Origin of the sequence: Shewanella algicola (assembly GCF_014648035.1) — a bacterium.
In the GTDB taxonomy this organism is placed as follows: Bacteria; Pseudomonadota; Gammaproteobacteria; order Enterobacterales; family Shewanellaceae; genus Shewanella; species Shewanella algicola.
The window spans coordinates 1-24663 of sequence record NZ_BMQI01000061.1 but is presented as its reverse complement, the minus strand read 5'-3'; the positions used below and the strand labels follow the sequence as shown (position 1 = coordinate 24663).

At 39.3% G+C, this 24663-nt stretch carries 19 protein-coding genes and 3 pseudogenes; 12 read left to right on the top strand and 10 right to left on the bottom strand.

Annotated elements, in window-relative coordinates:
- Nucleotides 1-109 precede the first annotated feature (109 nt).
- Nucleotides 110-547: a hypothetical protein gene (locus IEY42_RS19200; protein ID WP_188926893.1), complete on the bottom strand. Its 438-nt coding sequence runs from the start codon at nt 545-547 to the stop codon at nt 110-112.
- 17 nt (nt 548-564) lie between these two features.
- Entirely contained in the window at nt 565-1242 is a 678-nt protein-coding gene (locus tag IEY42_RS19195) for a cyclic nucleotide-binding domain-containing protein (RefSeq protein ID WP_188926892.1), read from the bottom strand.
- A 558-nt stretch (nt 1243-1800) separates the two neighbouring features.
- Here IEY42_RS19195 and IEY42_RS19190 point away from each other — a divergent pair.
- On the top strand, nt 1801-3009 hold the full coding sequence (locus IEY42_RS19190) for an IS256 family transposase (protein ID WP_188926891.1): 1209 nt from the start codon (nt 1801-1803) through the stop codon (nt 3007-3009).
- 23 nt (nt 3010-3032) lie between these two features.
- Here the strand turns inward: IEY42_RS19190 and IEY42_RS19185 are convergent.
- Nucleotides 3033-3866: pseudogene (locus IEY42_RS19185) on the bottom strand (IS982 family transposase).
- Between the two features lie 162 nt (nt 3867-4028).
- Here IEY42_RS19185 and gshA point away from each other — a divergent pair.
- The 8 genes and pseudogenes from gshA to IEY42_RS19150 form a co-directional block, all read left to right on the top strand.
- Entirely contained in the window at nt 4029-5666 is a 1638-nt protein-coding gene (gene gshA, locus IEY42_RS19180) for a glutamate--cysteine ligase (protein WP_268244277.1), read from the top strand.
- Between the two features lie 2 nt (nt 5667-5668).
- A complete protein-coding gene (locus IEY42_RS22630) occupies nt 5669-5791 on the top strand; it encodes a hypothetical protein (RefSeq protein WP_268244276.1) in 123 nt (40 codons plus the stop codon).
- A 313-nt stretch (nt 5792-6104) separates the two neighbouring features.
- A protein-coding gene (locus IEY42_RS19175) for an IS630 family transposase (protein WP_188926889.1) occupies nt 6105-7086 on the top strand; the annotation gives its coding sequence in 2 pieces (ribosomal slippage) (nt 6105-6560 and nt 6562-7086; 981 coding nt in all).
- A gap of 326 nt (nt 7087-7412) precedes the next feature.
- Nucleotides 7413-8375 carry a tRNA-modifying protein YgfZ gene (gene ygfZ / locus IEY42_RS19170; RefSeq protein ID WP_188926888.1) on the top strand — a complete coding sequence of 321 codons (963 nt, stop codon included), beginning with the start codon at nt 7413-7415 and terminating at the stop codon, nt 8373-8375.
- 728 nt (nt 8376-9103) lie between these two features.
- On the top strand, nt 9104-9448 hold the full coding sequence (locus IEY42_RS19165) for an IS66 family insertion sequence element accessory protein TnpB (protein WP_188926887.1): 345 nt from the start codon (nt 9104-9106) through the stop codon (nt 9446-9448).
- Entirely contained in the window at nt 9445-9672 is a 228-nt protein-coding gene (gene tnpB / locus IEY42_RS19160; RefSeq protein WP_188926886.1) for an IS66 family insertion sequence element accessory protein TnpB, read from the top strand. The genes IEY42_RS19165 and tnpB overlap by 4 nt, the downstream gene beginning before the upstream one ends.
- A 150-nt stretch (nt 9673-9822) precedes the next feature.
- Nucleotides 9823-11325, top strand: a complete 1503-nt coding sequence (gene tnpC, locus IEY42_RS19155; protein WP_188926885.1) for an IS66 family transposase — start codon at nt 9823-9825, stop codon at nt 11323-11325.
- Nucleotides 11326-11342: 17 nt separating this feature from the next.
- Nucleotides 11343-11876 (top strand): annotated as a pseudogene (locus tag IEY42_RS19150) (IS630 family transposase); the annotation flags it as partial.
- A gap of 129 nt (nt 11877-12005) precedes the next feature.
- Here IEY42_RS19150 and IEY42_RS19145 read toward each other — a convergent pair.
- The 7 genes from IEY42_RS19145 to IEY42_RS19115 form a co-directional block, all read right to left on the bottom strand.
- Nucleotides 12006-14078 carry a TonB-dependent siderophore receptor gene (locus tag IEY42_RS19145; protein WP_188926884.1) on the bottom strand — a complete coding sequence of 691 codons (2073 nt, stop codon included), beginning with the start codon at nt 14076-14078 and terminating at the stop codon, nt 12006-12008.
- Between the two features lie 328 nt (nt 14079-14406).
- Nucleotides 14407-15015, bottom strand: a complete 609-nt coding sequence (locus tag IEY42_RS19140; protein WP_188926883.1) for a TorD/DmsD family molecular chaperone — start codon at nt 15013-15015, stop codon at nt 14407-14409.
- Nucleotides 15016-16299: 1284 nt separating this feature from the next.
- Nucleotides 16300-16926, bottom strand: a complete 627-nt coding sequence (locus IEY42_RS19135) for a TorD/DmsD family molecular chaperone (RefSeq protein WP_188926882.1) — start codon at nt 16924-16926, stop codon at nt 16300-16302.
- 48 nt (nt 16927-16974) lie between these two features.
- Complete coding sequence (locus tag IEY42_RS19130; RefSeq protein ID WP_188926881.1) at nt 16975-17610, bottom strand: DMSO/selenate family reductase complex B subunit; 636 nt, start codon at nt 17608-17610, stop codon at nt 16975-16977.
- A 13-nt stretch (nt 17611-17623) separates the two neighbouring features.
- Entirely contained in the window at nt 17624-20083 is a 2460-nt protein-coding gene (locus IEY42_RS19125; protein WP_188926880.1) for a molybdopterin-dependent oxidoreductase, read from the bottom strand.
- 14 nt (nt 20084-20097) lie between these two features.
- Entirely contained in the window at nt 20098-22077 is a 1980-nt protein-coding gene (locus IEY42_RS19120) for an MtrB/PioB family decaheme-associated outer membrane protein (RefSeq protein WP_188926879.1), read from the bottom strand.
- Between the two features lie 17 nt (nt 22078-22094).
- Nucleotides 22095-23033, bottom strand: coding sequence for a DmsE family decaheme c-type cytochrome (locus IEY42_RS19115; RefSeq protein ID WP_188926878.1), 939 nt, complete (start codon nt 23031-23033; stop codon nt 22095-22097).
- Nucleotides 23034-23446: 413 nt separating this feature from the next.
- Here IEY42_RS19115 and IEY42_RS19110 point away from each other — a divergent pair, with 413 nt between their 5' ends.
- The 3 genes and pseudogenes from IEY42_RS19110 (at nt 23447) to IEY42_RS19100 (ending at nt 24619) form a co-directional block, all read left to right on the top strand.
- Nucleotides 23447-23602 (top strand): benzoate/H(+) symporter BenE family transporter, encoded by a 156-nt coding sequence (locus IEY42_RS19110; protein ID WP_188926877.1) that lies wholly within the window; start codon nt 23447-23449, stop codon nt 23600-23602.
- 134 nt (nt 23603-23736) lie between these two features.
- Nucleotides 23737-23907 (top strand): annotated as a pseudogene (locus IEY42_RS19105) (transposase domain-containing protein); the annotation flags it as partial.
- A 358-nt stretch (nt 23908-24265) separates the two neighbouring features.
- Nucleotides 24266-24619 (top strand): DUF3187 family protein, encoded by a 354-nt coding sequence (locus IEY42_RS19100; RefSeq protein ID WP_229780186.1) that lies wholly within the window; start codon nt 24266-24268, stop codon nt 24617-24619.
- Nucleotides 24620-24663 lie beyond the last annotated feature (44 nt).

Here is a 24663-nt window from a genome sequence, read left to right as displayed (position 1 = left end):
AAGAAGACATAACCTTAGATGGGATTTATGTCAGACTTAATACTTAAGGTCCAGTGTATGAAGCTAGTCATAGTCAATTAAAATTCAAAATATCTTATACTTATAAAAATTATTTAAACATATTATTAGAGCTTTTCTTTGAGAGCTTACATTGCGAAAGATACAAATTAAATATCCCGTTGATAATGGGAAAGTATGAGTATTGATAAGGATGCAAGATATGCCCTACTATGGTTCTTTCTAGCTCAACACCTATAGACAAAGATAAAGACTCATACTGATTTAAATTATTTAAGTTACCCTCATTCAATATTTTCTTGATATACATAAAATATATCTCTACAACTAATGATGCATTACTTAATTCTTTAAATGCTATGTAATTTATTTCTGAGAAACATGACGAAACGACTATGTTATTTAGCTCTTCAATAGATATTCTTCCATTAAAAAAACTTTTTATCTTCCCGTCTTGATAGAGAAAGCCATTGGCGACTTTAATTAAATCTGATTTCAGATAGATTTCTTTCATCAAAAAACGTTCCATAATATACTCTTTAAGCACTAGTAGGTTATACAACATGGTTTATAATATCTATGGAAGAGATCCTTATCAACTCGTTCTAATAGTATTTCTCTATTTAATATATATATTTTACCTACTTTTTTTATAATCACACCTTCAACCTCCAACCGGTAAACTACCTTATTAGCATATTGTCGGGTACATCCTGTCACTCTACTCAATAAATCAACCGTAATAAAGTTTTTCTCTATTACGCTACAGTTAGATGTACAGTAAATTAATATAAAAAACTCAATATAATATTCGGCACTTAGTACTGTTCTAAGTAGAGCTAGCTCACGAGAGTAGGATATGAAGAAGTCATATATCTGATCTACCAGAATATCCATTTCGCTAGAAAATGAAGCTAACTCATTACTTTTTCTTGGTACTACAAATACAGATGTATCAGTCAATGCTTCATATCGTATATTTTCATTTTTAAAATATTTATCTATTTTTTTATATGGAATAACGGTGCCTGGAGTAAATAAGCTCGCGCAAATTTCGTAATCTTTAGCAAAATCAAAAAACTCACCAACAACACCATGATCTATAGAGACCAAATAAGTTTGATCATGCTTCAATTCAAGTAGATCTCCTTTCTGCAGATCTACTTTGAAAATATTTCGCACTAATATATCAATGACCGAGTGAGGTATTGACCATGATTCCATTAAGTTTCTTAAGGTATATATGCACATACAACCACCATGAAGTGTCAACAATATAATTGTGCACTATTATATAGCGCGCAACCTATATGGCTAATATACAGTATAGTAATTACTCCTGTATATCCTGATGGGTAACTTCTGCGATCAGCATCACTCAAATAACTATACGTATCGAAATTCGAGACATGCAACAGTTAAGGTGTCTAGCCTACTGGAAACGCTGATTGCTAATTAATGGTTCAATAAGAGGACGGATCACTTGATTGCATTATGTATTAATTAACCTGATGTGATGGTCTCCTCCCACTACGGCATCGATGTGCCATGATTGAAGTGGTTACAACAATCAAAATGGGAGAAGACCAAAATGAAGATTACAACACTAGGGTTAGACATAACAAAACGATTCTTTCATGTGGTTTGTTGCATGAACCAGATCGGTTAATTAATAAAAAAATGTTAACACGAACTCAGATATTAGCGTTTTTCGAGCCTGTAAATAATTTTGTGTAACTGCTTTTCAATCAGTACCCTATAAGGGGCAATGGAAGGTAGAACATGAATAAACAAGAATTAGAAGCTTTCGCTAAACAAGCAGCCAAAGGCATAAAGTCTGAAGCAGACCTAAATGATTTCAGGGCAATGTTAACTAAAGTTACCGTTGAAGCAGCATTAAATGCTGAACTTGAACATCATTTAGGTTATCAAAAAAATGAGAAAGCCCTCACTAACAATAGCCGTAATGGTTACTCCAGCAAAAAAGTCAAAACGGAAGAAGGTAGCTTTGAGTTAGACACGCCTCGCGACCGTAATGGCAGTTTTGAACCTGAAATTGTTAAGAAGCATCAAAGCCGCTTCACATCAATGGATGACAAGATTTTACATCTGTATGCCAAAGGTATGACAACACGGGATATTGTCGATACTTTTGATGAGATGTATGGTGCTGAAATCTCTCCTACGCTCATTTCCAGAGTGACGAACTCAGTTATAGACCAGGTTATAGAGTGGCAGTCACGTCCACTTGAGCCTGTTTACCCCATCGTTTTTCTAGACTGTATCGTGGTGAAAGTAAGGGAAAACAATAAGGTCATCAACAAAGCGATTTTCTTAGCGCTTGGCGTTAACCTTGAAGGTCATAAAGAGCTGCTTGGAATGTGGATAGCGGAGAATGAAGGAGCCAAGTTTTGGCTTAATGTGCTGACAGAACTTCAAAACAGAGGGCTCAATGACATCCTTATCGCCTGCATCGATGGCTTAAAAGGCTTTCCTGATGCGATTAATACCGTATATCCGAAAACACAAATTCAGCTCTGTATAGTGCATATGGTACGAAACTCGATGAAATTTGTGCCGTATAAGGATTACAAAGTCGTTGCTGCTGACTTAAAGAAGATTTACCACTCAGTGACGGAAGAAGAAGCCTTGCTGAACTTAGCGCATTTTGGCGAGCAATGGGATGACAAATATCCGAGTATCTCAGCCTCTTGGCAGCGAAATTGGGCTAACCTCAATACACTATTCAACTACCCTGAAGATATCAGAAAAGCAATCTACACCACCAACGCAATTGAATCGTTGAACAGTGTTATCAGAAAGGCCATCAAGAACCGTAAACTGTTTCCTAATGATGACTCAGCGAAGAAGGTTGTTTACTTGGCTATTATGCAAGCATCGAAGAAATGGACAATGCCGATTAGAAACTGGAAACCGGCACTGAATCGCTTTATTATTGAATTTGAAGAACGAATTTCAGATTATATATAAATTAGGTAGTTACACAGAATCTGTTACAGGGTCTCTGCTTGAGCAATCATTAATGCATTGCGCTCTACATCAGTTAATTTAAGGTGTCGCTTACTATCTTTTAAGCAATAATCCACTAATTAAATTCAACATAAAACTGTTCATACTCCTATGTCTTGAATATTCGATGAACAAAATATTCTTCAGTTGGTCGTTTATTTTTTCAATGATAAACCGCCGTAATAGCATGGCCTTATCGCATAATAAGATGGCTTTTTCTTTCATGTTTCTACGTTCAATTGTGACGAGCATTACGCTTTTATCGAATAAATCCGCTCCCTCTCTATTTCACTATATATCTTATTAGTCAAGATTGAGTATCATGTACATTGTCTGTTGTGACTTTGGTGGCGACAATTTCACAGAGGTGATTGACGATGAAGTGAAGCTTGAACCTATAGAACCAACCCATTGAGACTTTGCTTCGTTGTAATATCCCATCAACGGTTTTGCGTCTTGGAATACGGATGTTATGGAACACTTTTATGCTAGTGGAGTCAATTAATTCAATGCCTGTGGGCTTTCCTTTAAGTGATGAAGTAGGCGCAAATCGGCACAATTACTCGGGGCATGACGGCTAAAGATCGCGTATAACTGAGTAAGTTTGAGATTTAACTTTTGTAGAACAGCGACACATAGTCAAGATAATAATTTTTGAAATCACGGTAACATAACATATGAAAACTTACGACAATGTTCATGATTTCGCTAGTTGTCATTCGAACATCAAGTTACCGTTTTTGAGTACCATCATTGAGCAATTACTGCTGCCACTGAGGAATAAATACTTTGCAAATATAATCGACATCACAAAACAATTAAACTAATTAATCATGTCTGTTCTTTGTGTACCTGTATCGTTCTTGTTTGAAAGATAAGACACGGGACAAGTATTTATTTCCATTTCCTTAAGCAAGATTCAGGTTAAATAATAATCTCGTTTATTATCAGGTCTAGCTGTTTACTCGCAATGCGAATCCATAAAAGAGAGTAGTAAATTGAAGTCTTTCAATGAAAAAGTCGAACACTTAAGCGACACTCAAGGCCGTGAGGCTTTATTGGGCATGTTACGTGGTATTGAACGTGAAGCATTGCGTATTGATGAAAACGGCCATTTAGCACAAGACGGACACCCTGAAGCGCTCGGTTCTGCTCTGACCCATTCGCGCATTACCACTGATTACAGCGAAGCCTTATTAGAATTTATTACGCCAGTGAGTCATAGTATTGATGATTTGCTCGAAGGGTTAACGCAAACCCACGCTTACAGTGTGCGTAACCTTAACGGCCAAAAATTGTGGCCTGTCAGCATGCCATGTTACGTAGGTGAAGTCAGTGATATCCCTGTAGCACGATATGGCAGCTCCAATAACGGTAAAATGAAAACCCTATATCGTAAAGGGTTAACCCATCGTTATGGTGCATTAATGCAGATCATTTCTGGGGTTCATTTTAACTTTTCGGTGTCGCAAGATTTATGGCAACGTTTGTATGATGACAAGATGACCAATGGTGCCGCTTATTGCAGTAAAAATATTAGCTTTGAAGACTTTATCTCAGAATCTTATTTTGGATTGATCCGTAACTACCGTCGTTTAGTGTGGGTGTTACCGTATTTGTTTGGGTCAACGCCGGCATTATGTAGTTCATTTATAAAAGATCAAGACGTCGATTTCGAATTTAAAAAAACCGGTAAAGGGACCTTATACCTTCCTTATGCAACTTCATTGCGCATGAGTGATTTAGGCTATACCAACAAAGAACAAGACACGCTTAATATTAGCTACAACTCATTGCCTGACTACCTTGAAGGCGTCGGCGCAGCAATTAAAATGCCATCTAAAAAGTTTGAAAAGATTGGTATTAATGTCGACGGTGAATTCCGCCAACTCAATAGTAATATTTTGCAGATTGAAAATGAATTTTATGCACCAATCCGTGCAAAACGTGTCACCCAAAAGGGCGAGAAACCTTCACAAGCATTAGCACGTGCAGGCGTTGAGTACATTGAAGTACGTGCCTTAGACGTTAATCCATTTAGCCCAGTAGGGATAGATGCAACTCAAGTGCGTTTTCTTGATCTATTTTTATTGTACTGCTTATTATCGCCATCTGAAGATACCGATGCCGTCGGCGACGCAGAGATTGCCGCTAACTTGAAAGCCGTAGTATTAGAAGGCCGTAAACCTGGGCTTGAATTACAACGTAACGGTAAGACCATTAGCTTAACGCAATGGATGCACGAGTTATTTGGACAATTAAACACAATCGCGAAGCTACTCGACGGTGATGATAGCCATGCTTATCAAACAGCCTTAAGCACTTGGTCTGAAGCTATCGATGATCCAGATAAAACCTTATCAGGGCGAGTGATCAACGAAGTCGTGGTTAAAGGCACCGACCATAGCGTGTGGGTTAAACAACTGGCAAATGATTATCATGAATTTTTAAGCCATTACCCATTAAGTGATGAAGTCGAGCAAAGCTATGAAAACGAGGCTAAAAAATCTTTGCTTGAGCAGCACAGTTTAGAGGCTCAACCACAAGATAATTTTGCGACTTTCCTCGCTCACTATTTTAATGATCTTGTTCCTGCAGGCACTTTCGAGGCGAAGTAATCATGCAAGCTTATTCATCTTGGCGAGCACTGCTTGTAGCGTTAGCAGCATTGGCCTTAAATGGTTTTTTTTCATCTCCAGATGAAATAATAGATGGTGTTTCCGGTATTTTAAGCCAAAATTAACTATTATCACCAGGTAAGCATTAATTAACCGTTGCTATATTGATTAATTCAGCTTCATTGAAAGTGTCATTCTCGGTCCGAAAAGCCAAATGGTTTATCAGCAAATTTTTTATCTGTATCCATATGGATGCCATTAAAACTTCGATGTTGATCAGTGATTGTGCCGACCTTTCAATCACCTACCGCACTAGAAACAAGCACTTAGGGGCGAATAAGACGCAGTTTCTTACAAAAATCTTGTTGTTTAACAGTTTTATACCATTTACACTAAATATGTGATCTAATTGGTCGTCATTTCCTTACTTCAGTATCGATGAATAATCTCAATCTTGCAGCATTAGTTAAATCTGAGAAAAGCGCACGTAAACGTATGCGTTATCTCGCCTTACTTCATTTTACCGAAGGTCATTCTCGTACTGCTATAGCCAACATGTTGAAGGTCAGTAGAACCAGTGTAAATGCTTGGGTTACTCATTATTTAACTCATGGCATTAGCGGCCTAGATGATAAACATAATCCAGGTAGACCCGCTCAATTATCGGCGAAACAACTGGTAAATCTGAAAGAATTTGTACAACGTCAAAGCTTGTCTGAGAGTGGCGGAAGATTGATGGCAAGAGATGTCAGTCTTTTTATTCAGTCTGAATTTGGCGTGACCTTTAAACAGGCAAATATCTACAGATTACTGCATCAATTAGGATTGTCATGGATAACGACCCGTTCTCGTCACCCAAAACAATCTCAAGATATTCAGGGCGCTTTTAAAAAACTTCCTGCTGTCAACGATCCTTAACACCCCTGGTCAAGTGGCGTTAGATCGCATTGATGTTTGGTTTCAAGATGAAGCCAGATTTGGTCAGCAAAATACCACGACCCGCATTTGGGCGACGAAAGGAACCCGACAACGAGCGGTAAGGCAACAACAGTTCGAATCAGCGTATTTATATGGCACGGTGTGTCCGGCAACGGGCGCGACAGAGGCTATTATTACCCCGCATGCCAACAGTGAATATATGTGGGAGTATTTAACATTAATTTCAGAGGCTACCGAATCAGGTTGGCATCAACAAGATCTGACTGAGGACTTTGATAACCTTAGTATCCTTAAGCTTCCGCCCTCTCACCCTATAGAACAAGTGTGGCAATGGCTTCGTCAGAATGAACTCGCCAATCGTTGCTTTAGTGGATATGACGATATTGTTGAGCAGTGTTCCATTGCATGGAATCGATTTATTGCAGAGCCGAAAAGGGTGATTCAGCTATGTTCTAGACAGTGGACAAAACTGACCAATTAATTAATGTAAATGGTCTTACTCGACTCATTTTGATCAAACAGCTGTCACAGCAGTTGGCATGAGTCGATAATAGCTATGGCATTTGGATCTGGAGTCTAAATAGGAGCATCCCTAGAACCTTCTCTATCTTTTTACGTCCGCTGCCGAAATGGCAGCATAAAAACGCCCCCTGTTTGTGTACAGTTTTACTTGACCACAGAGAGTCTATGATCTAGTTCACAAGGTTGGTTTTTTCTTGGATTTTAAACCTTTATCCCTCTATTGAGCTTTCCACTAATCCGCTAAACTCTCATCTATATCATCTTATCATCACGTTAGAGACAGTTATGAACATTTCAGTAAACCAACCAGATTGGGATTTCATTGCCACGTCGCCTTCATTAATGTTGTCTAGCTTGACTCATATGGGATTAATTGAAATCACTGGCGAGCAATGCCGAAGTTTTATTAACGGCCAAGTCACCACCGATATGATGTCATTGACTGCAGACCAATGGAAATGGGGAGCACATTGTGATCCTAAAGGTAAAATGCTTGCAAGTTTCCGTATGTTTATGAGGGACGGTAGCCCGTTTATGTTGCTGCCGAAAAGCACCTTGAGCTTAGATTTACCTCAACTGCAAAAATATGCGGTATTTAATAAAGTTGAGCTAACGGATATCAGTAATGACTATCAAATAATCGGTATCGCAGGGACAGAAGCCCAAGCCTTTGTCACCGAACATTTTGGAGATGTATCGCAAGAACTAAATATTGTCGACCGAGGTGTGATTATTCGTGATTGCGACCGTTTTATCGTCATTATTTATCCCGCTGATGCGGAAGCTTTTATCAACCAATCAGAACAAACATTGTTCGATGCCAGTGCATGGCAAGCATTAGAAATTAAAGCTGGCTACCCAAACATCGATGCCACTCATTCTGGTGAGTACGTAGCACAAATGTGTAATCTGCAAGCTATTAATGGCATTAGTTTTACCAAAGGCTGTTACATGGGTCAAGAAACTATTGCCCGGATGAAATATCGCGGCGGCAATAAGCGTGCATTGTATATTTTGACTGGTACTACCTGCAAAACTATCAACACTGATACTAAGCTAGAAATTGCACTCGAAGATGGTTTCCGTCGAGGAGGTAACATAATTGAGTGTGTCCAATATAGAAATAAAGTACTTCTAACAGCCGTTCTGCCTAATGATACAGAAAATACTGCCCTGCTGCGTGTTGCTGAAGACGAAAGTTCACAGCTATCAATTATCGAATTACCTTATTCATTAGTTGATGCTTAAATAACTTACCTTATTACTCCGATTAAGCGAGCTATTGGCTCATTTTTTGAAAAAACAGCTTATATCGTATATATTATTTGTAAGGTTTGTTGATAACATTAGTCTCGGGCAAGTAAATCTCTAACTTGTTTTCCTGTACTCACGCAGGCTTGATCTGACATTTGCCCATTTTAAATAGTGCCTGTTAGCTTAAATTTAGCTAAATGTTTCAAGAAAAATTCTTCCACAACACATTTCATCTGGTGCGTTCGATTTTTTTTATGTTAATTCATCCAAAAAGATGACATACACGACCAGTGGTTCTACTTTTAATGCGCCACATTTTCCCTTGCGATGAACACGATTGTATTGTGACACCTGGCTTGTATTCATCTATTGAATTCTGTTCACTGTTGCATCCATCGTATAAGTCCATTTGTGTTGGCCCCTCATGAACAGCACAACCAAAATTTTTACTCAACATCGTCAAATTCCTTTTCAACATACATCGCATCATCCCGATCACTTTAAAATCAATATTAGCACAAAAAACAAACTTATAAAGATAAGTTATTGATAAAAAATAATAAAATTTGATATCATAACAAAGTAAAAAACAATCTGGATAAATGGGGTCTATATTATTTAAGCAGTTAGATATTTTTTTGTATGCGTCTAGCGAAGTACAACTAGCATCGTTAATCTGATTATCTGAAAATACCTGCTCAATGATAACTTCGGAGCAGGTGATGGAAACATACAGAACAACTACTCAGTGGCAGATGCTACTTCAACAACGCGGCTCGTTTAGTGGCACTAATATCGAATTTTGCCAATACCATAATGTCTCTATCACCACTTACTATAAACAGCGCGCTTTACAGGCTGAGTATCAGCCTAATTCAACCTTGCCAGTGCAAACAACGAACCCCACACCATCACGTTTTATTCAGTTAAAACAAACCACCACTGAAGTCTGCGCGCAAACTCATCAAAATGTGGTGCAGTTTGATATCCGCACAGGCCAGTTAATGTTTCCAGCCAATTTAGCAACGAACGATATCGTTGCCATTATTAAAGGGCTAACGGCATGAAGATGTTTGTTGATGTGCCCACCGTTTATTTATGTGCCGATGTGGTCGATTTTCGTAAATCGATTAATGGATTGGCGGCGTTGGTGGAAGCAGAGCTTGAACTACCGGTGCTCAGTGGTGCGCTATTTGTGTTTTGTAATAAAGGGCGCGACAAACTCAAACTGCTGTACTGGGATAACACCGGGTTTGCCCTGTGGTATAAGCGTTTAGATAAGCATAATTAGCGGGTTATGATGTGATTGGCCACAGCAAAATTGATGTCGCAGGCAAGCAAGTGCTTTAATTACTCAAAAGATATGGCGATCGATTGATGATCATCAAAAGACGTTCAGTTAGCACTGGAAAGCCTTTTGTTATGCCTTAAAATAGGCGTCATGAAAAATGAACTCGCCCTTAAACAGCGTATTGCTGAACTTGAAAAACTGCTCGAAAATGAGCGGCAATTATCTTTACAAAAAGATGCGCAAATCGCTGCGTTAGAAGAACGCTGGCGTCTGGCCCAACAAAAACAATTCGGCAAAAGTGCTGAAGGCTTTGTGGGGCAAGGCGAGTTATTCAATGAAGTGGAAGAAATTGTTGAAGCCGCTGAGGCTGAGCAGCAATCCATTAGCTATACCCGTAAAAAGCCGGTGCGTAAGCCACTGCCAAAAGACTTACCTCGTGAGCAGGTTATTCACGACATCACCGATAAAACCTGTGATTGTTGTGGCGGTGAACTACATAAAATGGGTGAAGATAAGTCAGAAAAACTTGAGTTTATCCCCGCTCAAATCAAAGTGATTGAGCACATTCGACCTAAGTACGCTTGCCGTCACTGTGATAAATCCTCGACTCACACACCGATAAAGCAAGCCTCAATGCCTGCCATGCCCATCAACAAAGGCATTGCAACAAGCAGTTTGCTCAGTCAGCTTATCACCAGTAAATACCAATATGGGTTACCGCTTTATCGCCAGGAAGCGATGTTTAAGCAATACGGTATTGAGCTCAGTCGCCAGACCATGAGCAGCTGGATAGACAAATCCGCCGCACTCTTCGCGCCACTAGTTGCGCGACTTAAAGCCGAGCTGTTAAAGCAGCCCACGTTGTTTGCCGATGAAACGCCATTAAAGGTGGTGAAATCCGATAAAGTGAACAGCTACATGTGGGTGTATTGCTCAGGCCGAGATTCACCAGACCCGAATAATCCTATCCCTAATATCGTGCTTTACGACTTCCACAATAGTCGCGCGGCCGCGTGCGTGATCAATTATCTTGATGGATATCAAGGGTACTTGCACGTGGATGGTTATCAGGCCTATGCCAAAACAGAGGCAACCTTAATCGGCTGCTGGGCTCATGCTCGTCGTAAATTTATCGACGCCAAAAAGCTACAAGGGAAAAATAAAACCGGCAAAGCAGATGTGGTATTGAGCCTTATCCAAAAATTGTACGCTGTTGAGTCACGCATTAAAAATAAAAGTGTGGATGAAAAGTACATTGCCAGACAACAAGCCAGTGTGCCTATACAGGGCAAGCTAAAAACATGGCTTGAGCAAAACCAGCCAAATTTAGTGGGGAACAGCAAACTGATTGAGGCGGCTAATTACCTGGCTAATCAATGGCACAAACTCATTCGTTATGTCGATGATGGCAGACTCAGCATCGATAACAATAGAGCTGAACGCGCGGTAAAACCGTTTGTAATAGGCCGAAAGAATTGGTTATTTAGCCAAACGACTAACGGTGCACATGCCAGTGCAACGCTTTACAGCATTGTCGAAACAGCAAAGATAAATGGTCTAATCCCATTTGATTACATCATGGTTTGCCTTGATGAACTGTGTAAACCAGAACCCAATATCGATAGCTTGTTACCCTGGAATGTTAAACAATAGGTGTGGTTCGCTAGACGGTTACGTTAGATCGCATTGATGTTTGGTTTCAAGATGAAGCCAGATTTGGTCAGCAAAATACCACGACCCGCATTTGGGCGACGAAAGGAACCCGACCACGAGCGGTAAGGCAACAACAGTTCGAATCAGCGTATTTATATGGCGCGGTGTGTCCGGCAACAGGCGCGACAGAGGCTATTATTGCCCCTCATGCCAACAGTGAATATATGTGGGAGCATTTAACATTAATTTCAGAGGCTACCGAATCGGGTCGCCATGCTTTGGTCATCATGGATGACGCAGGTTGGCATCAACAAGATCTGACTGAGGACTTTGATAACCTTAGTATCCTTAAGCTTCCGCCCTATTCGCCAGAACTCAACCCTATAGAACAAGTGTGGCAATGGCTTCGTCAGAATGAACTCGCCAATCGTTGCTTTAGTGGATATGACGATATTGTTGAGCAGTGTTCCATTGCATGGAACCGATTTATTGCAGAGCCGGAAAGGGTGATTCAACTATGTTCTAGACGGTGGACAAAACTGACCAATTAATTAATGTAAATGGTATTACTTGAGAGACAATAAAAATAGTATCCAGTGGCAAAAAGAAAATGCCGCTAACCTTAAGTAAACGGCGTTTATAGATTATTCTGGGTTTTTAATGTCTAAATAAAGTGAACTTTAGAAAGTGTAACTTACACCAAATTTGACTGTTTTTGGTTTACCTACATTCACTTCGCCGTTTTCACCGCCACCTAAGTAATCTGTATCAAATAGGTTTTCTATATTCACTCTGAGTTGCAGATCTTGCCCTGCCACTGGAATAGCGTAGCTTATACCCGTATCAATGCGAGTATAAGCATCTTTCTCGAATGTATTTGCAGCATCGCCAAAACGTTCGCCTTCATAAAATGCGCCTAAGTTAACTGCCATTCTGTCAGTTAGTGAATATTTAGCCCAAATTGACGCTGTCCACTCAGGTACATCTTCAGGGCGGTTACCCTTGAACTCATCGTGTGAGCTGTATTCCGCATCTAGATACATTAAAGAGGTGATCAACGAAAGATCGTCGTTTATTTGCCCCACTCCGCCAAACTCAAAGCCTCTATGACGTTGAACACCACCTTGAGTCGTAATTGGATTGTCAGCGGTGCCCTCATTAGTTAAAATATTCTTTCGTTCAATATCAAACACGGCGGCATTTAAACGAATTCGTCCTGACAGAAACGCCCATTTAGTCCCTAGCTCTACCATTTTCCCTTTAATAGGATCTAGCTCTAAGCCATAACTGCCATCTTCACTGTCAAGTATGCTGCCTTGTGGCTCGAAACTCACGCTGTAATTTGCATAAAGAGATGCATTTTCTACAGGGTGATAAACGACACCGAACTTCGGTAATACTGAATAGCTGTCGGCATCTGTTTTGTCTTGTTGATCGTAGCGCGTGCCCAACAGCACTTGCCATTCATCATTAAGTGAAATTAGATCTTGAGCAAACACACCATAGTACTGGTACTCATCACTAGAGGCCTTGGCATCTGCATAATCAAAATCAGGTTGAGACGCTATAAAACCAGAGCTGATGTTACCACTACCCATTTTACCTTTCACTTTTAGCGAGCTGTACTGGTGATCAACGTAGTTTCCGCCTATAAGCAGTTCGTGCTGCATTCCAGCTAACTCAATAGAACCTACAAAATCGAAGTAAAACGCTTGTTGAACCCAGTCTTCAAGCTTGTTGTAGGGCTTGTTTTTATAGCGGCCAGTATCAGGCTCATAGCTACTAGTCTGTGGCTTGCTTTCCCAACGCTCGCGCTCATTGTGTTGTTTGTTATAACCTGCTGCAAACTCCCAATTATCCGAAAATTGATAACGAAGGTCGGCACCATAGTTTTCACTTTTTGCATCAATCGTAGTCCAAGGCATATCCCAAATAGTCTCATCGCCACCAACAACATCGCCGTTATCGTCAATTAAAGCACCGCTATCTTGGCCTGCTATGTCATCAGATTTATCGAAGTGCAAGGAGAGTCGGAGGTCGTTGCCGAGATCAAAATCAGTCATTAGGCTGCCAACAAGGAAATCACTATCTTGTGCGATGCCATCTTGGTATTCGCGCCAGTTTTCATTTTGTTCTTTCTCAAGAACGGCTCGATAACGAATTGTTTGAGCTTCATTTAAGCTACCCCCCGCATCGAGCACCCCCCTAATCGAGCCATTTTCATCACCTTTTACGCCTAAGGTAAGAAACGAATCATAAGTTGGTTTCTTTGTTACCAAATTGACTAGACCACCAGGCGTTGATTGACCGTAGAGCAAGCTTGATGGCCCCTTTAGCACTTCAACATTTTCAACCAATGCCATTGGTATTCTGTACTTAGAAAAGTGCTGATGCCCATCTTTGAGCAGGTTGGTACTTTCATCTAAGCTAAAGCCACGTAAGCTAAAACGCTCTCTATCGGTAGTGACACGACCAATAGAAATACTGGCATCATTCTTGAGTGTATCACCTAACGTGCGCACTAGCTGATCATCCATAACTTCTTTAGGTATGACGACTACAGATTGGGGAGTGTCCAGTAATGAAACATCTGAGCGCATGGCTCCGTGCGCTTGATCCGTTTTATAATGTTGCTGGTGACCATTAATGGTGATGACTTCGATATTAGCATCATTAACGGTAGTTGCGACTGCTGAGCCTGAGTGCAGAATGCCTGCGATGAGTGCACTAATTAGTTTTATGTTGGTGCTCATATGATCAACCTTTTATAGCTCTTTGCGATGACAGCCTTTTCGTAAGCGAATCCCGATATTCCGTATCAACTGTAAAACGCAGGCTAGAATTAATTTGGTGTGTTGTATAAGCAACCACCACACACGAATGCTAACAATAACGATTATCAATTACAAGTCGATGTGTTTGTTAAATAAGCACTTGAACATCTTGATGATATATAATGTGAGCATTATCACTTGTAGTATTTGCTAATATTCAGGAAATATCCCCGCAACCAAGAACATTCTTGACGTCGGCATTGCCTTCTAGCGGCAGGGATCTTCTACTGTAATCAGTTTGTCTGGTTTAGCTTGAGGAAGATGTAAATTGCTGGGTGTTGAAAATGTTCTTTTTAAGGTAAACAATAAGGCTATCGAGTAAAGCTGCCGCTCCTAAGTAATATTCAGTATTAGCGTTTTCTTCTATCTGGACAATAAATAATTTAATCCAGGGTCTCATAAACTCCTCAATCAAGATCCCAATTCGATTTGATACTGTATTTTGACTCACTTTATTAAGTCTTTCTGACAATATAAGTAGAAGTACTCCTATGTACTCGTTGGGTTCATTAATTATAAATTCAACATCTATATTATTTTCAACACAATAAGCCTTCAGTTGCCGCTCACGAAGTTTCAAAAGAACGTTGTTTTTATCTATGAATGCACAACCCCATGAGCCAATATGATCAATGCCAATAAATAGGTTTTTAAAATCAAGAAGCACATTAAGTCCAACCTCAGTCTTAATGCTCTCTTTCATTGCTTGACCGAGAATATTGCAAGGATCAACATAATCAGGCCACTCATCAAGTAACCCATCAGCTAATTCCTCAAGAAATAATTTACTCGGAGGTGAATAGAATATTTGTGATAAAACTCGGATACTACTCACTAAATCCTCATGTATTTTCATTGTTTGACAACCTTAATCCTAGAGTGAAAGCCGTAATATTAATTAAATTCTTTGAACGACCAGCTAACAATATATGTACAAAAAATTATAAAATGCTCTATGTCCATTGTCATTACAGGTCAGAATTAAGGTTTGTTAAATCCATGAACCAAAGAACAATTCAGACTTGAACTTTCCATTATACTTCGCTTTCGTCATCTCTCTGAGCATGTTAACTACTAAAGAGCGTTGTTAATTAGGCTAAAAAATCGACGCGTTAACGCCATTCGTTCAGCATTTTATCTATCTCCAATCCGACCACTATCTCCTTTAAAAGTAACGTCAGACACTAGTACTATTGGTTTTCTATATGCCTGTACTGTCGGATACCCCATAACGCCAATTCAGGATCGATACCTAAAGAACTCAGAAAATGCTGGTTATCGGTGCTCGTATTAATTCCGGATCTTCGCTCGCGTTCGACTGCAATGATTTATTTGGGTGAACGCGTTTTCAAAGCCTGCCCTATAAGTAATGTTACTGGTACCAGGAAAGTGCTAGACATTAGTTATGCCCACCCCCCCCCCGATTTTTCTTCATATTAAGCAATAAGCCCAGTACCGTTGTCACAATAAAAGCTAAAAGCTCCTGCGATTACTTGTTTAGTTTAGGCTGAAGTGCTTTAACTTGGACAATGTAACCACCCCTTTCCGCTATTTTAGAGTGTTGTGTTATTATAGTGTAATGCGTCGAACGTCAGTATAATGTCACGGACATCAAGCATATTAAGCAAATATAAAACTGTAGCTAACCATCTAAATACCTTATAAAAGTAAGACTAGTCCTTGCTCAGTGTTAAATACTAAGACCAGATGAAGTACGCCTCCCTTAGCGGTTAACCACTAATAATGTCTTCCATCAATAGCAATGAGTTGCTTGTCGCTTCTCTCCTGTAAACAACAAGAGAGAAGCGGTGCATCACCAAGACTAAAACGTCAAAATTAACAGTTTTAATAATCCGGTTAATTGAATATCTTCCCGGGATTTAAGCTCTGAATAGATTATGCTCACTTAGCTAATCCACGTGTTCATAGGCAAACTCTTCGATACCAAACCAGCCTTCCCATCTAGATGCTATAGTAGACATAATGTCGTAATGGCGGAACAGGGATATTTGGTGATGATAAAGTGTTCAAACATAGACGTAGAAACAAGCCAAAAGAATAACTTGTTTGATCAGTTCATGCTTTGTTGCCCCTCACCGTTAACAAAGTATTATCCCACCTTGACCTATAGTGCGCCAATCTACTTATACAAGTGCACCTGTTCAACATCGATCTCAAGCTCCTCCTCCCAATAATTTACATACTGCTCAGCTAAAGCGGCAATTGATTGATAGAATTCCGTAATCGCACTAGTCTTCATCAGATAGATAAAACGATAGAACCATGGTAATAAATGTTCCCTCATTAACTCAACTACGTTATCAAGGTTATAGTCAGTACAAGCTTTCTCAAATAAAACAGATAAAACACTAAATATAACTCCTATGTGGTCTAGTGGTTCATTAACTTCCAGATCCACTGATACATTATTTTTTCTGCAAAACTCTTTGAATTTCATAGAGGACTCTCCAAACATAAGATTATCTTTGTCTGTATATACAGAACCCCATGGATATGCTAATTTTTTTTCGCTTCCTATAAATAATCTAAAAAAGTCTGATTTAACAGAATCAAAACCTTCATTTTCGACACTATCTCTAAGTTTTTTTAATACTTTTTTTTGCTTATTCGAATATTCAGGCCACATTACTTCAAATTTATTTTCTTTAAGTATATCTATAATATCTTGAGATGGTCTTTTATAAAACAATGTAGAAAATAATTTGCAGCATGCTGCAGACATCATATAATCTTGTTCTGGTTGCATTTTTTAACCTCGGGAAAATCCGCCAACACTTCGGCGGATTATCTATTTTTATACTTCAGTAATATTGACTATATTACCATCAGTACTACCAGTTCCACGCCCAACTCGACTTCTAGTAATAAGTAAACTAGGAGTAGTAATTGATGGATCTGGTAGAGGTGCAATATCTCCTCTAGTAGCATTTGGATATTTGGCCTTCAACTCATCCATTACTCCAAAATCAAGAGCACGCTGAGGGCAACCAGCTACGCATCGAGGTTTCTCTCCTCGACTAACTTCATCCTCACAACCATCACATTTTGTCATGACTTTCCGTACAGGATCCATTTGGGGAGCGTCATAAGGACAAGCTCTTGAACAGCTACCACATCCAATACACAGGCTAGCCTCAATTTTTACTAAGCCGTTACTACTTTGCTTATGGCAAGCACCTGTTGGGCATGCTTTTACACAAACAGGCTCAGAGCAATGATTACACCCTATTGATACATAATAGGCAAAAACACTGCTAGATACTGTGCTGTCGCTATTTTCGGTTACAGAGCCGCCAACATACTCATAAACTCTCCTTGTATTCTGGGTTGGTTTTGCATCAAACTTTGATTTACAAATAATATCGCAGGCTTTACATCCACTACATTTGCTACTATCGAAATGGAAACCTAATTGAAAACTATCAGCCATTGTAATATCCTCCTCATGCCTTATAAATTCGGACGCGATTTGAATTAACACCGGTCCCTTTTGCAACAGTACTAGTCATTGTGTGTGAAGTTAGGCTATTGAAGTTTCCACCAATATCTAAGTCACCAACCGGAGTGAATTTAAAACCCTGGCCATATGAGATAACACCAGGCATTACTCGCTGAGTAACTCTTGCTTCAACTTGTATTTTGCCAAAAGGTGATTCAATGACAATCTGATCGCCATCTTTAAATCCTGCAGCATCAGATGGGTTTACCCATGCAGCTCTCCGCATAGCATCTTTAAGCCACTGAGAATTAGTATATCCAGAGTGTACATTTGATTTTGCATGGAAATTTACTAACTGGAGAGGATAATCGGTAACTAAATCAGAATCTTCATATCCGCCAGGGACAACCATATACTTTGCGATTGGGTTAACGTAATCATTACTCCGCCAATAATCTGGTATTTGATTCTTTTCAGCTAGTTCTCTAAGTTTGTGCGAATATATATCAATTTTTCCAGATGCGGTATTAAGCAATCCGCCATTAGTGACGTACTCATACATTGCACAATGCCTTATTGCAGAGGACTCAGAATCATCACATGGATTAGCAAATTTAAAAATTTGCTTTTCCTGCATTTCTGATAATGTCGAAGGTAATTCAGGGTGAAACATTCTTAATACTTGATACCCATGTTCGAGCACTTGGGTCGGAGTCATTCCCATACTGAACTCTGATTCAATGCCTAAAACTTTTGCGATTCCCTCACATATTTCCCATGTTGACTTAGTATCACCAATTCTTGGAATTCCAGTTGTTGCTATAACAAAAGGCATCGAACCTGACTGTAGATTTGACCAAGGTAAATCAGTCTGCTCATACCATGTCATTTCTGGCAAGACATAATCACTGTACATAGCGGTTGAAGACATGTGGTTTTCAATATTTATAATCAGTTCTACATTCGTCTGATCTTTTAATTCTTTTGCTATCTTAAATGTGTCTCCTTGTTGACCTAGATGATTACCCCCTCGCACCCAAGCACATTTAATATTAGCACCAAGTTTCCCATCTCCACGGCTATCGATCTCATCCGGTGGTAGGATAATATCATCCTTAATCACAGTCATATTCTCGCCATCAAGAATTGCACGAGGCCATGCTGCCATTCTTACTTTTGCATTTTTTTCATTAGCTGGCACTGATGGCAAAACGAAAAATGCATTAGTCGTTGCAATCTCAGAAAACGCCATATCACCATTAGTTGTACCACGCTTACCTACAGCACCTACCATTAGCGAAAGTGTACTAATTGCTCGGATATTATCCTCACCATTAAGCTGTCTCTGGATACTCCAACCTGCTATCACAAAAGGGGCTTTTGCTTGGGCTAATCGATTAGCTACTTCACGAATAGTTTCGGCTGGAACACCTGTAATTTTAGAGCCCCATTCAGGTGTCTTAGCAATGCCATCTTTAATACCAAGAATATGTGCCTCATAGCACTCTTCGTAAGGTACCGCTGGAAGCGTTAACGATGGATTATGAGGATCTGGCATTTCTGGTTCAGCCCAAAAACCGTAGCACTTCTCTTTTAAAAAAGAAGTATCAACCTGATCAGTGCTTATTAAATGATGAGCCATAGCCTCACAAAGAGCTGCATCCGTTCCTGGTCTGACAAAATAATGACTCTCTTCTCTCCCTAGCATGGAGTCAGTATACCTAGGGTCAAAGCAGATTACTGGAGTGTCACCTTTCACGTGCTGCCATTCAAAACCGTAACCAGCACCACTAGCTCCAGTCTCTAAGGGATTAAAGCCAAAAAATAAATATAAATCACTAAATTTTGACTCCGCAATAGAAGAATATGGTCTTGTCCCATACATATACGGCATTATTTTTTCAACTTGGCTGAAACTCATCGAGCTGAATATGCCTGTATATCCTCCCATTACATTCAATAAATTATTAATAGGTGTAGGAGAATGGATAGCACCCATTGATGATCCTGCAAGATTAAAGACAGATCTTGAACCGTAAGTGTCGTATATATTTTTTAGCTTAACTCCAATTTCTGAAAATGCCTGGTCCCAACTAATCTGTTCAAACTGGCCACTTCCCCTTTCACCAATACGTTTTAGGGGATGTAGAATTCTATCCGGATTATAAATTTTTTGTTTTGCTGAGTGTCCTCGGGCGCAAGGACGTTGCTGGCGAATTACAAACCCGTCCTCTGAGTCGATAGTGGTTGTTTCTGGTGTAACTTTTGTGATGATGCCATCAACGGTAGTAATAACTAGTGGGCAAGTTGCTTTGCAATTTACATTACAACTTGACATTGTGGTTACTTCTTCAGGCGCTAACTCTTTGACCTCTTCACTATCTTCTGAAGTTGTATTACAAGCAGTTATACTGCTGAGAGCTGCGATGCTAGCGCTTACTTTTAGAAAATCACGTCTTTCCATTTTAATCACCTTCTTTAAAACATGCAGTTAATGCTCATCATTAACAGATGTGCGTTGTAGTTATGGTTCTGCTCACCTAATGTTGTGAGCCTTGTTATTTCATCAATGCCAACAAGACCATCATCTGCATCGTAATAACGCTCATAACGATAGCTAAGCTTCAGTCCTACATCTGCATTTAATGCATAACTGCCATATAACTCTATGCTGTGCCTATAATCGTAGTAGTCACCATAGTCACTATCATCAATTGCTGTATTACTCTCTGAATTTGCAAATAAATAGTCAGCTCCAACTGTCAGATCATCCGACCATATCCAGCTAACTCCAGCACCTAAATTAATGAACGTATCTTCAACATGTCCCAGCCAATTTGAATAATTATCAAAACTGGAACCTGACATATCCGAGTTAATCCACTGCTGACTTGCAAGAGCATATAAATGCAACTTGTTACTTGGATTAATACCTAGAGTAATGTCATATCTATAATCTTCAGCTTCAGAAAGACCTAAATCTGTATTCTGATATTTGTCTCTGGAATAACTTCCATTAATACCAATGTTCAGCCAATAAAGAGGATTATGGTTAATATTTAACTCCACGCCACTACGCTCACGATCAGCCAAATAATACTTTCTTAACAGAGGATTTTCTTGGGGAGCCGTTATCCGAGATGAATCATAGAGAGACCCCCCTCTATTTTCATATATCCCTTTAATACTGAATTTCAATTTATCTATTGCATGAATAGTAATTTTTGACCAAAATTTATTTTCTCGATTTATTTCACGTTCTAAATAATTTCGTTCAGTTTCTTTAAACTCATAGCCAGAACTTAGTCTATACTGGCTACTAAATCTGTAACTTGTCTGTAATGAACCACCCGTCCGAGAAATATCAAGTGGTACATTCATCTTAAAAGCACCACTAATACTGTCCCACTCTAACTGAGCGAAATTATCTACGGAACTCTGATTATCACGGTCACTAAAACTGAATTTACCATTCACTCGCCATCGAGCATTAAGAAGACTACTAAACCCTATACGAACATCACGGGTATCGACTTGCCCATCCCAATTGACTAGAGGATTTCCAGCCATAGGGATCAGTCTTGAATCTTGGATCATACGCCCAGCACTGATCGTGCCATTTAGAGCTGTATTCAAAAATACGGACTGCCCACTGAGAGATATGATATGCGCACTATTATCAGGAGTTGCCGCATAAATATCCTCATTGTAGATTAGTGAAAGATTATCTATATCGTCCCGATAAAAACTACCATTATATTGCAGAGTACTTGACCAGGTATTGCCATTATAAGTAATACCTGCGTGGACCTCTTCGGTACTGGAACTGATAGGTTCAACAAAATTTACAACACCAATAGCATCGACGAAACTAGCTTCTTTATTACCAGATTGTTTTTCGTAGCTGTAATCTAAGAAAGCTTTATAGTCCTGATATAAATACTCAAAACCAGCACCGACTTTTTCTCTTTCTTTTATAATCGAAGTGTTAAAAATGCTATTAGCCGCTTTATCTATAACATTATTTCTAATAAAAAATGGACTTTGAACTTTTCTACCGTAAGTAGTCTGCAAACGGTAATCGATATTAGTTTTAAACTCGTCAGTTTTGTTTACCTGAAGATGAAAACGACTGCTATCTAAACCTAAATTATGGGCATTGACTTTAGTATCTAGCCCATCACTACTTCGTAGCCTCATATCACCACTCACTGCGCCTACTAAGCCATTACGATCTTTCCCAAACTCATTACCGCTGTATGCATCATCACTGTTAATTAAACCCAAACCTATTGAAACTTGCCCATTCAAAGAAGGATGCTCAATACAACGATTACATTGGTATTTATTAGTATCGACTTGAGTAGTATTAGCATTGCCAATACCAAAGTCAGCAGCTAGTAGTGGATCAGAAATTACTATTAGCATCGTAGTAATAATATTTAATTTAAAATACATATGACTTACCTCTACTATCAATGACTAAAATTGCTACCTGCAGGATGATTAGAACCATGAATCTGGCTATGACAATTGAGACAACTTCTGCCACTGCCAAATGCATCTATACCAGGTTTATTAGTGATTCGACTCGCATGCCCATCATCCATGTGGCACTGTTGACATAATAGCGGAGCTCTTTGTTTTAAAAGGTTATCATTAACGCTGCCATGTGGGTTATGGCAACTAGTACAATCTTCAGTCACAGGAGCATGTTCCCACAGTAATGGGCCTCGCTTATCCGCATGGCAGCTATAACATGTAGTGTTTATACTTGTTGTGTTTAAAGATTTTTCGTTATTAGAACCGTGAGGATCATGACAATCAATGCAACTCATATCTCCCCACTTTAATGGATGAGAAGAACGCATATTCATATCCGCTTTTTCCTGCAGATGACAGCTACTACATAAATCATTAGTACCTTCGAGGCTTAAAGCTGGATCGCTAGATGTGTGGATTTCATGGCAAGAAACACAGGTGACTTGTTCCAAATTATGCATACTGCTATGCCAGCCATTCCCCTTATCACTCTCATGACAACCTAGACAAATACTATTTTGGCTATCAGAAGAAAGTTTACTCTCGGACCCGAAACTAATCATAGGCTCTTTCCCCCCCCGATTATGCTTGCCAAGAGGGCCGTGACACGACTCGCATTGCAACCCCGCCATAGGAGATTTACTGCTATCCAATAATCCATGCGTAGAACTAAAGATTGCCATCACTTTTGTATCTTTTTTATGACACATTAAGCATGAATCAGCCCCCTTTGATGAATACTTTCCTTCAACAAACTTGGTTTTTAATTGTGATTCTAACTGCTCAGCACTCAAATCATTCCATGGTGAAGCATGCGCAATTGGAATTACGAAAAGGGTAAAAATCATTATAAATCTAAAAAGTATTGTCATAACTTAGTCCGGCATATTTACTTTGATGAGCATATGTTACTAAGTTATGAAATTGTGTCACGCAACTAGTTTACAATTCTAACGTGAGACTTCACGAAATTAGAATCACTTTAAAACATTGGTTAAGCCCGAATTCAGATAATAACAGCGACACTCATAGACTAGGTTAGAAGAAGGGATATAAACGTAGCAATTACTTATAAAGCTAAATTAAAAAACTGGATTAATTACCTCCAGCAACCTAGGGCCAATATATGCTCTCATCCAATATTACAATATAAAAAATAGCGTTTTGGCAGTGATCGGTTTACGTTCCTATATTCGGCTTCATAATTGAAAAACTGAGTTAACGGCTAGAGCACTATCGATGGTATTTGAGCTTATAGGGAAGCCTAGTAATATGATATTTCACAGTGACCTGGGCTCACACTATACAAGCTGGTATAGCTTTACTTACTGCTATTAATAGTAGTATTAAACAAGCACTATCCGAAGATAAAATGTCTGAAGCTGCAATCATTACTTTTCTCGTAACAGCTTCAAACTTGACACTATGGGACATTAGTTAAGTATTGTGGGGGTTAATTGCAGGTTCTATAGCGCTACTCGCCATATCAGCGAAGTCATCACTCAGACTGACTCAGCACAAGTATCACTTAACAGCTTTAAATTTATAGAACTCCTAAATTACTATGAGTAACATATCAGGCCGTTTACCACAGGACTAAAAAACTGGATGTTCTCGACGTCGGTGGGTGGCGCTAAAGCCAGTGCGAACTTATACAGCCTGGTGATGACCTGCCGTGCCAATGATTTGAATCCCTACTACTATTTCCGTCATCTATTTACGGAATTACCCAAGCGAGCACCATGAGATGATATGTCTGATTTGCTGCCATGGAATGTTGATTTAGGAGAAACAGAATAAGCCTTATCAGCTCATTGGTAACTTATTATATAATAATCAATGCTTTACTGAAAATAACCACTCAAATAATCAGTAACATTAGTTGATATTATCTTAAACAATGAATACAGTTGTAAGCATAAGAGTGGCGATATAACTGAATTTTATCCTGTCTTCCTTTAGGATATTCAATTTATATCTAGCACTTTAATGTGCGCAATCTCAGCAGTTAGCCTTAAACAATGACCAACACGAGTAATGTGTTTCATATTTATAAATAACTGATACTGAATATTTAACTGGAAAGTTAACGCAGGGAATAGCGATGAAAACCAACCTTAAACTGATATCCATTGTGAGTATTTTTACGATCTTGCCTGCAAAAGCGCAAGTAGTCAGTTTTAATGATTACGGACCGTTACAGGTATATGCGCAATCACCGATGCAATCTATTAATCTTAGCCCACTTTTACGTTCTGGCTTTTCGTTGCCCCAAGGTCAAAAAGAATGGTACATCACAGCCAATGCAGCCAGCGTCTGGTCAGAGTCAGATGAGTTATTAGCTGATTACTACCAAAATGCGATTAGCAGCGGCTTAAAATGGCAAATCACTGAGGATTTATTGTTTGATGCTAAATACACTTGGCAATTTAGCGGTGATACATACACTGGACCTTAAGTATTAAGTCTGACATAAATCCCATCTAAGGTTATGTCTTCTTT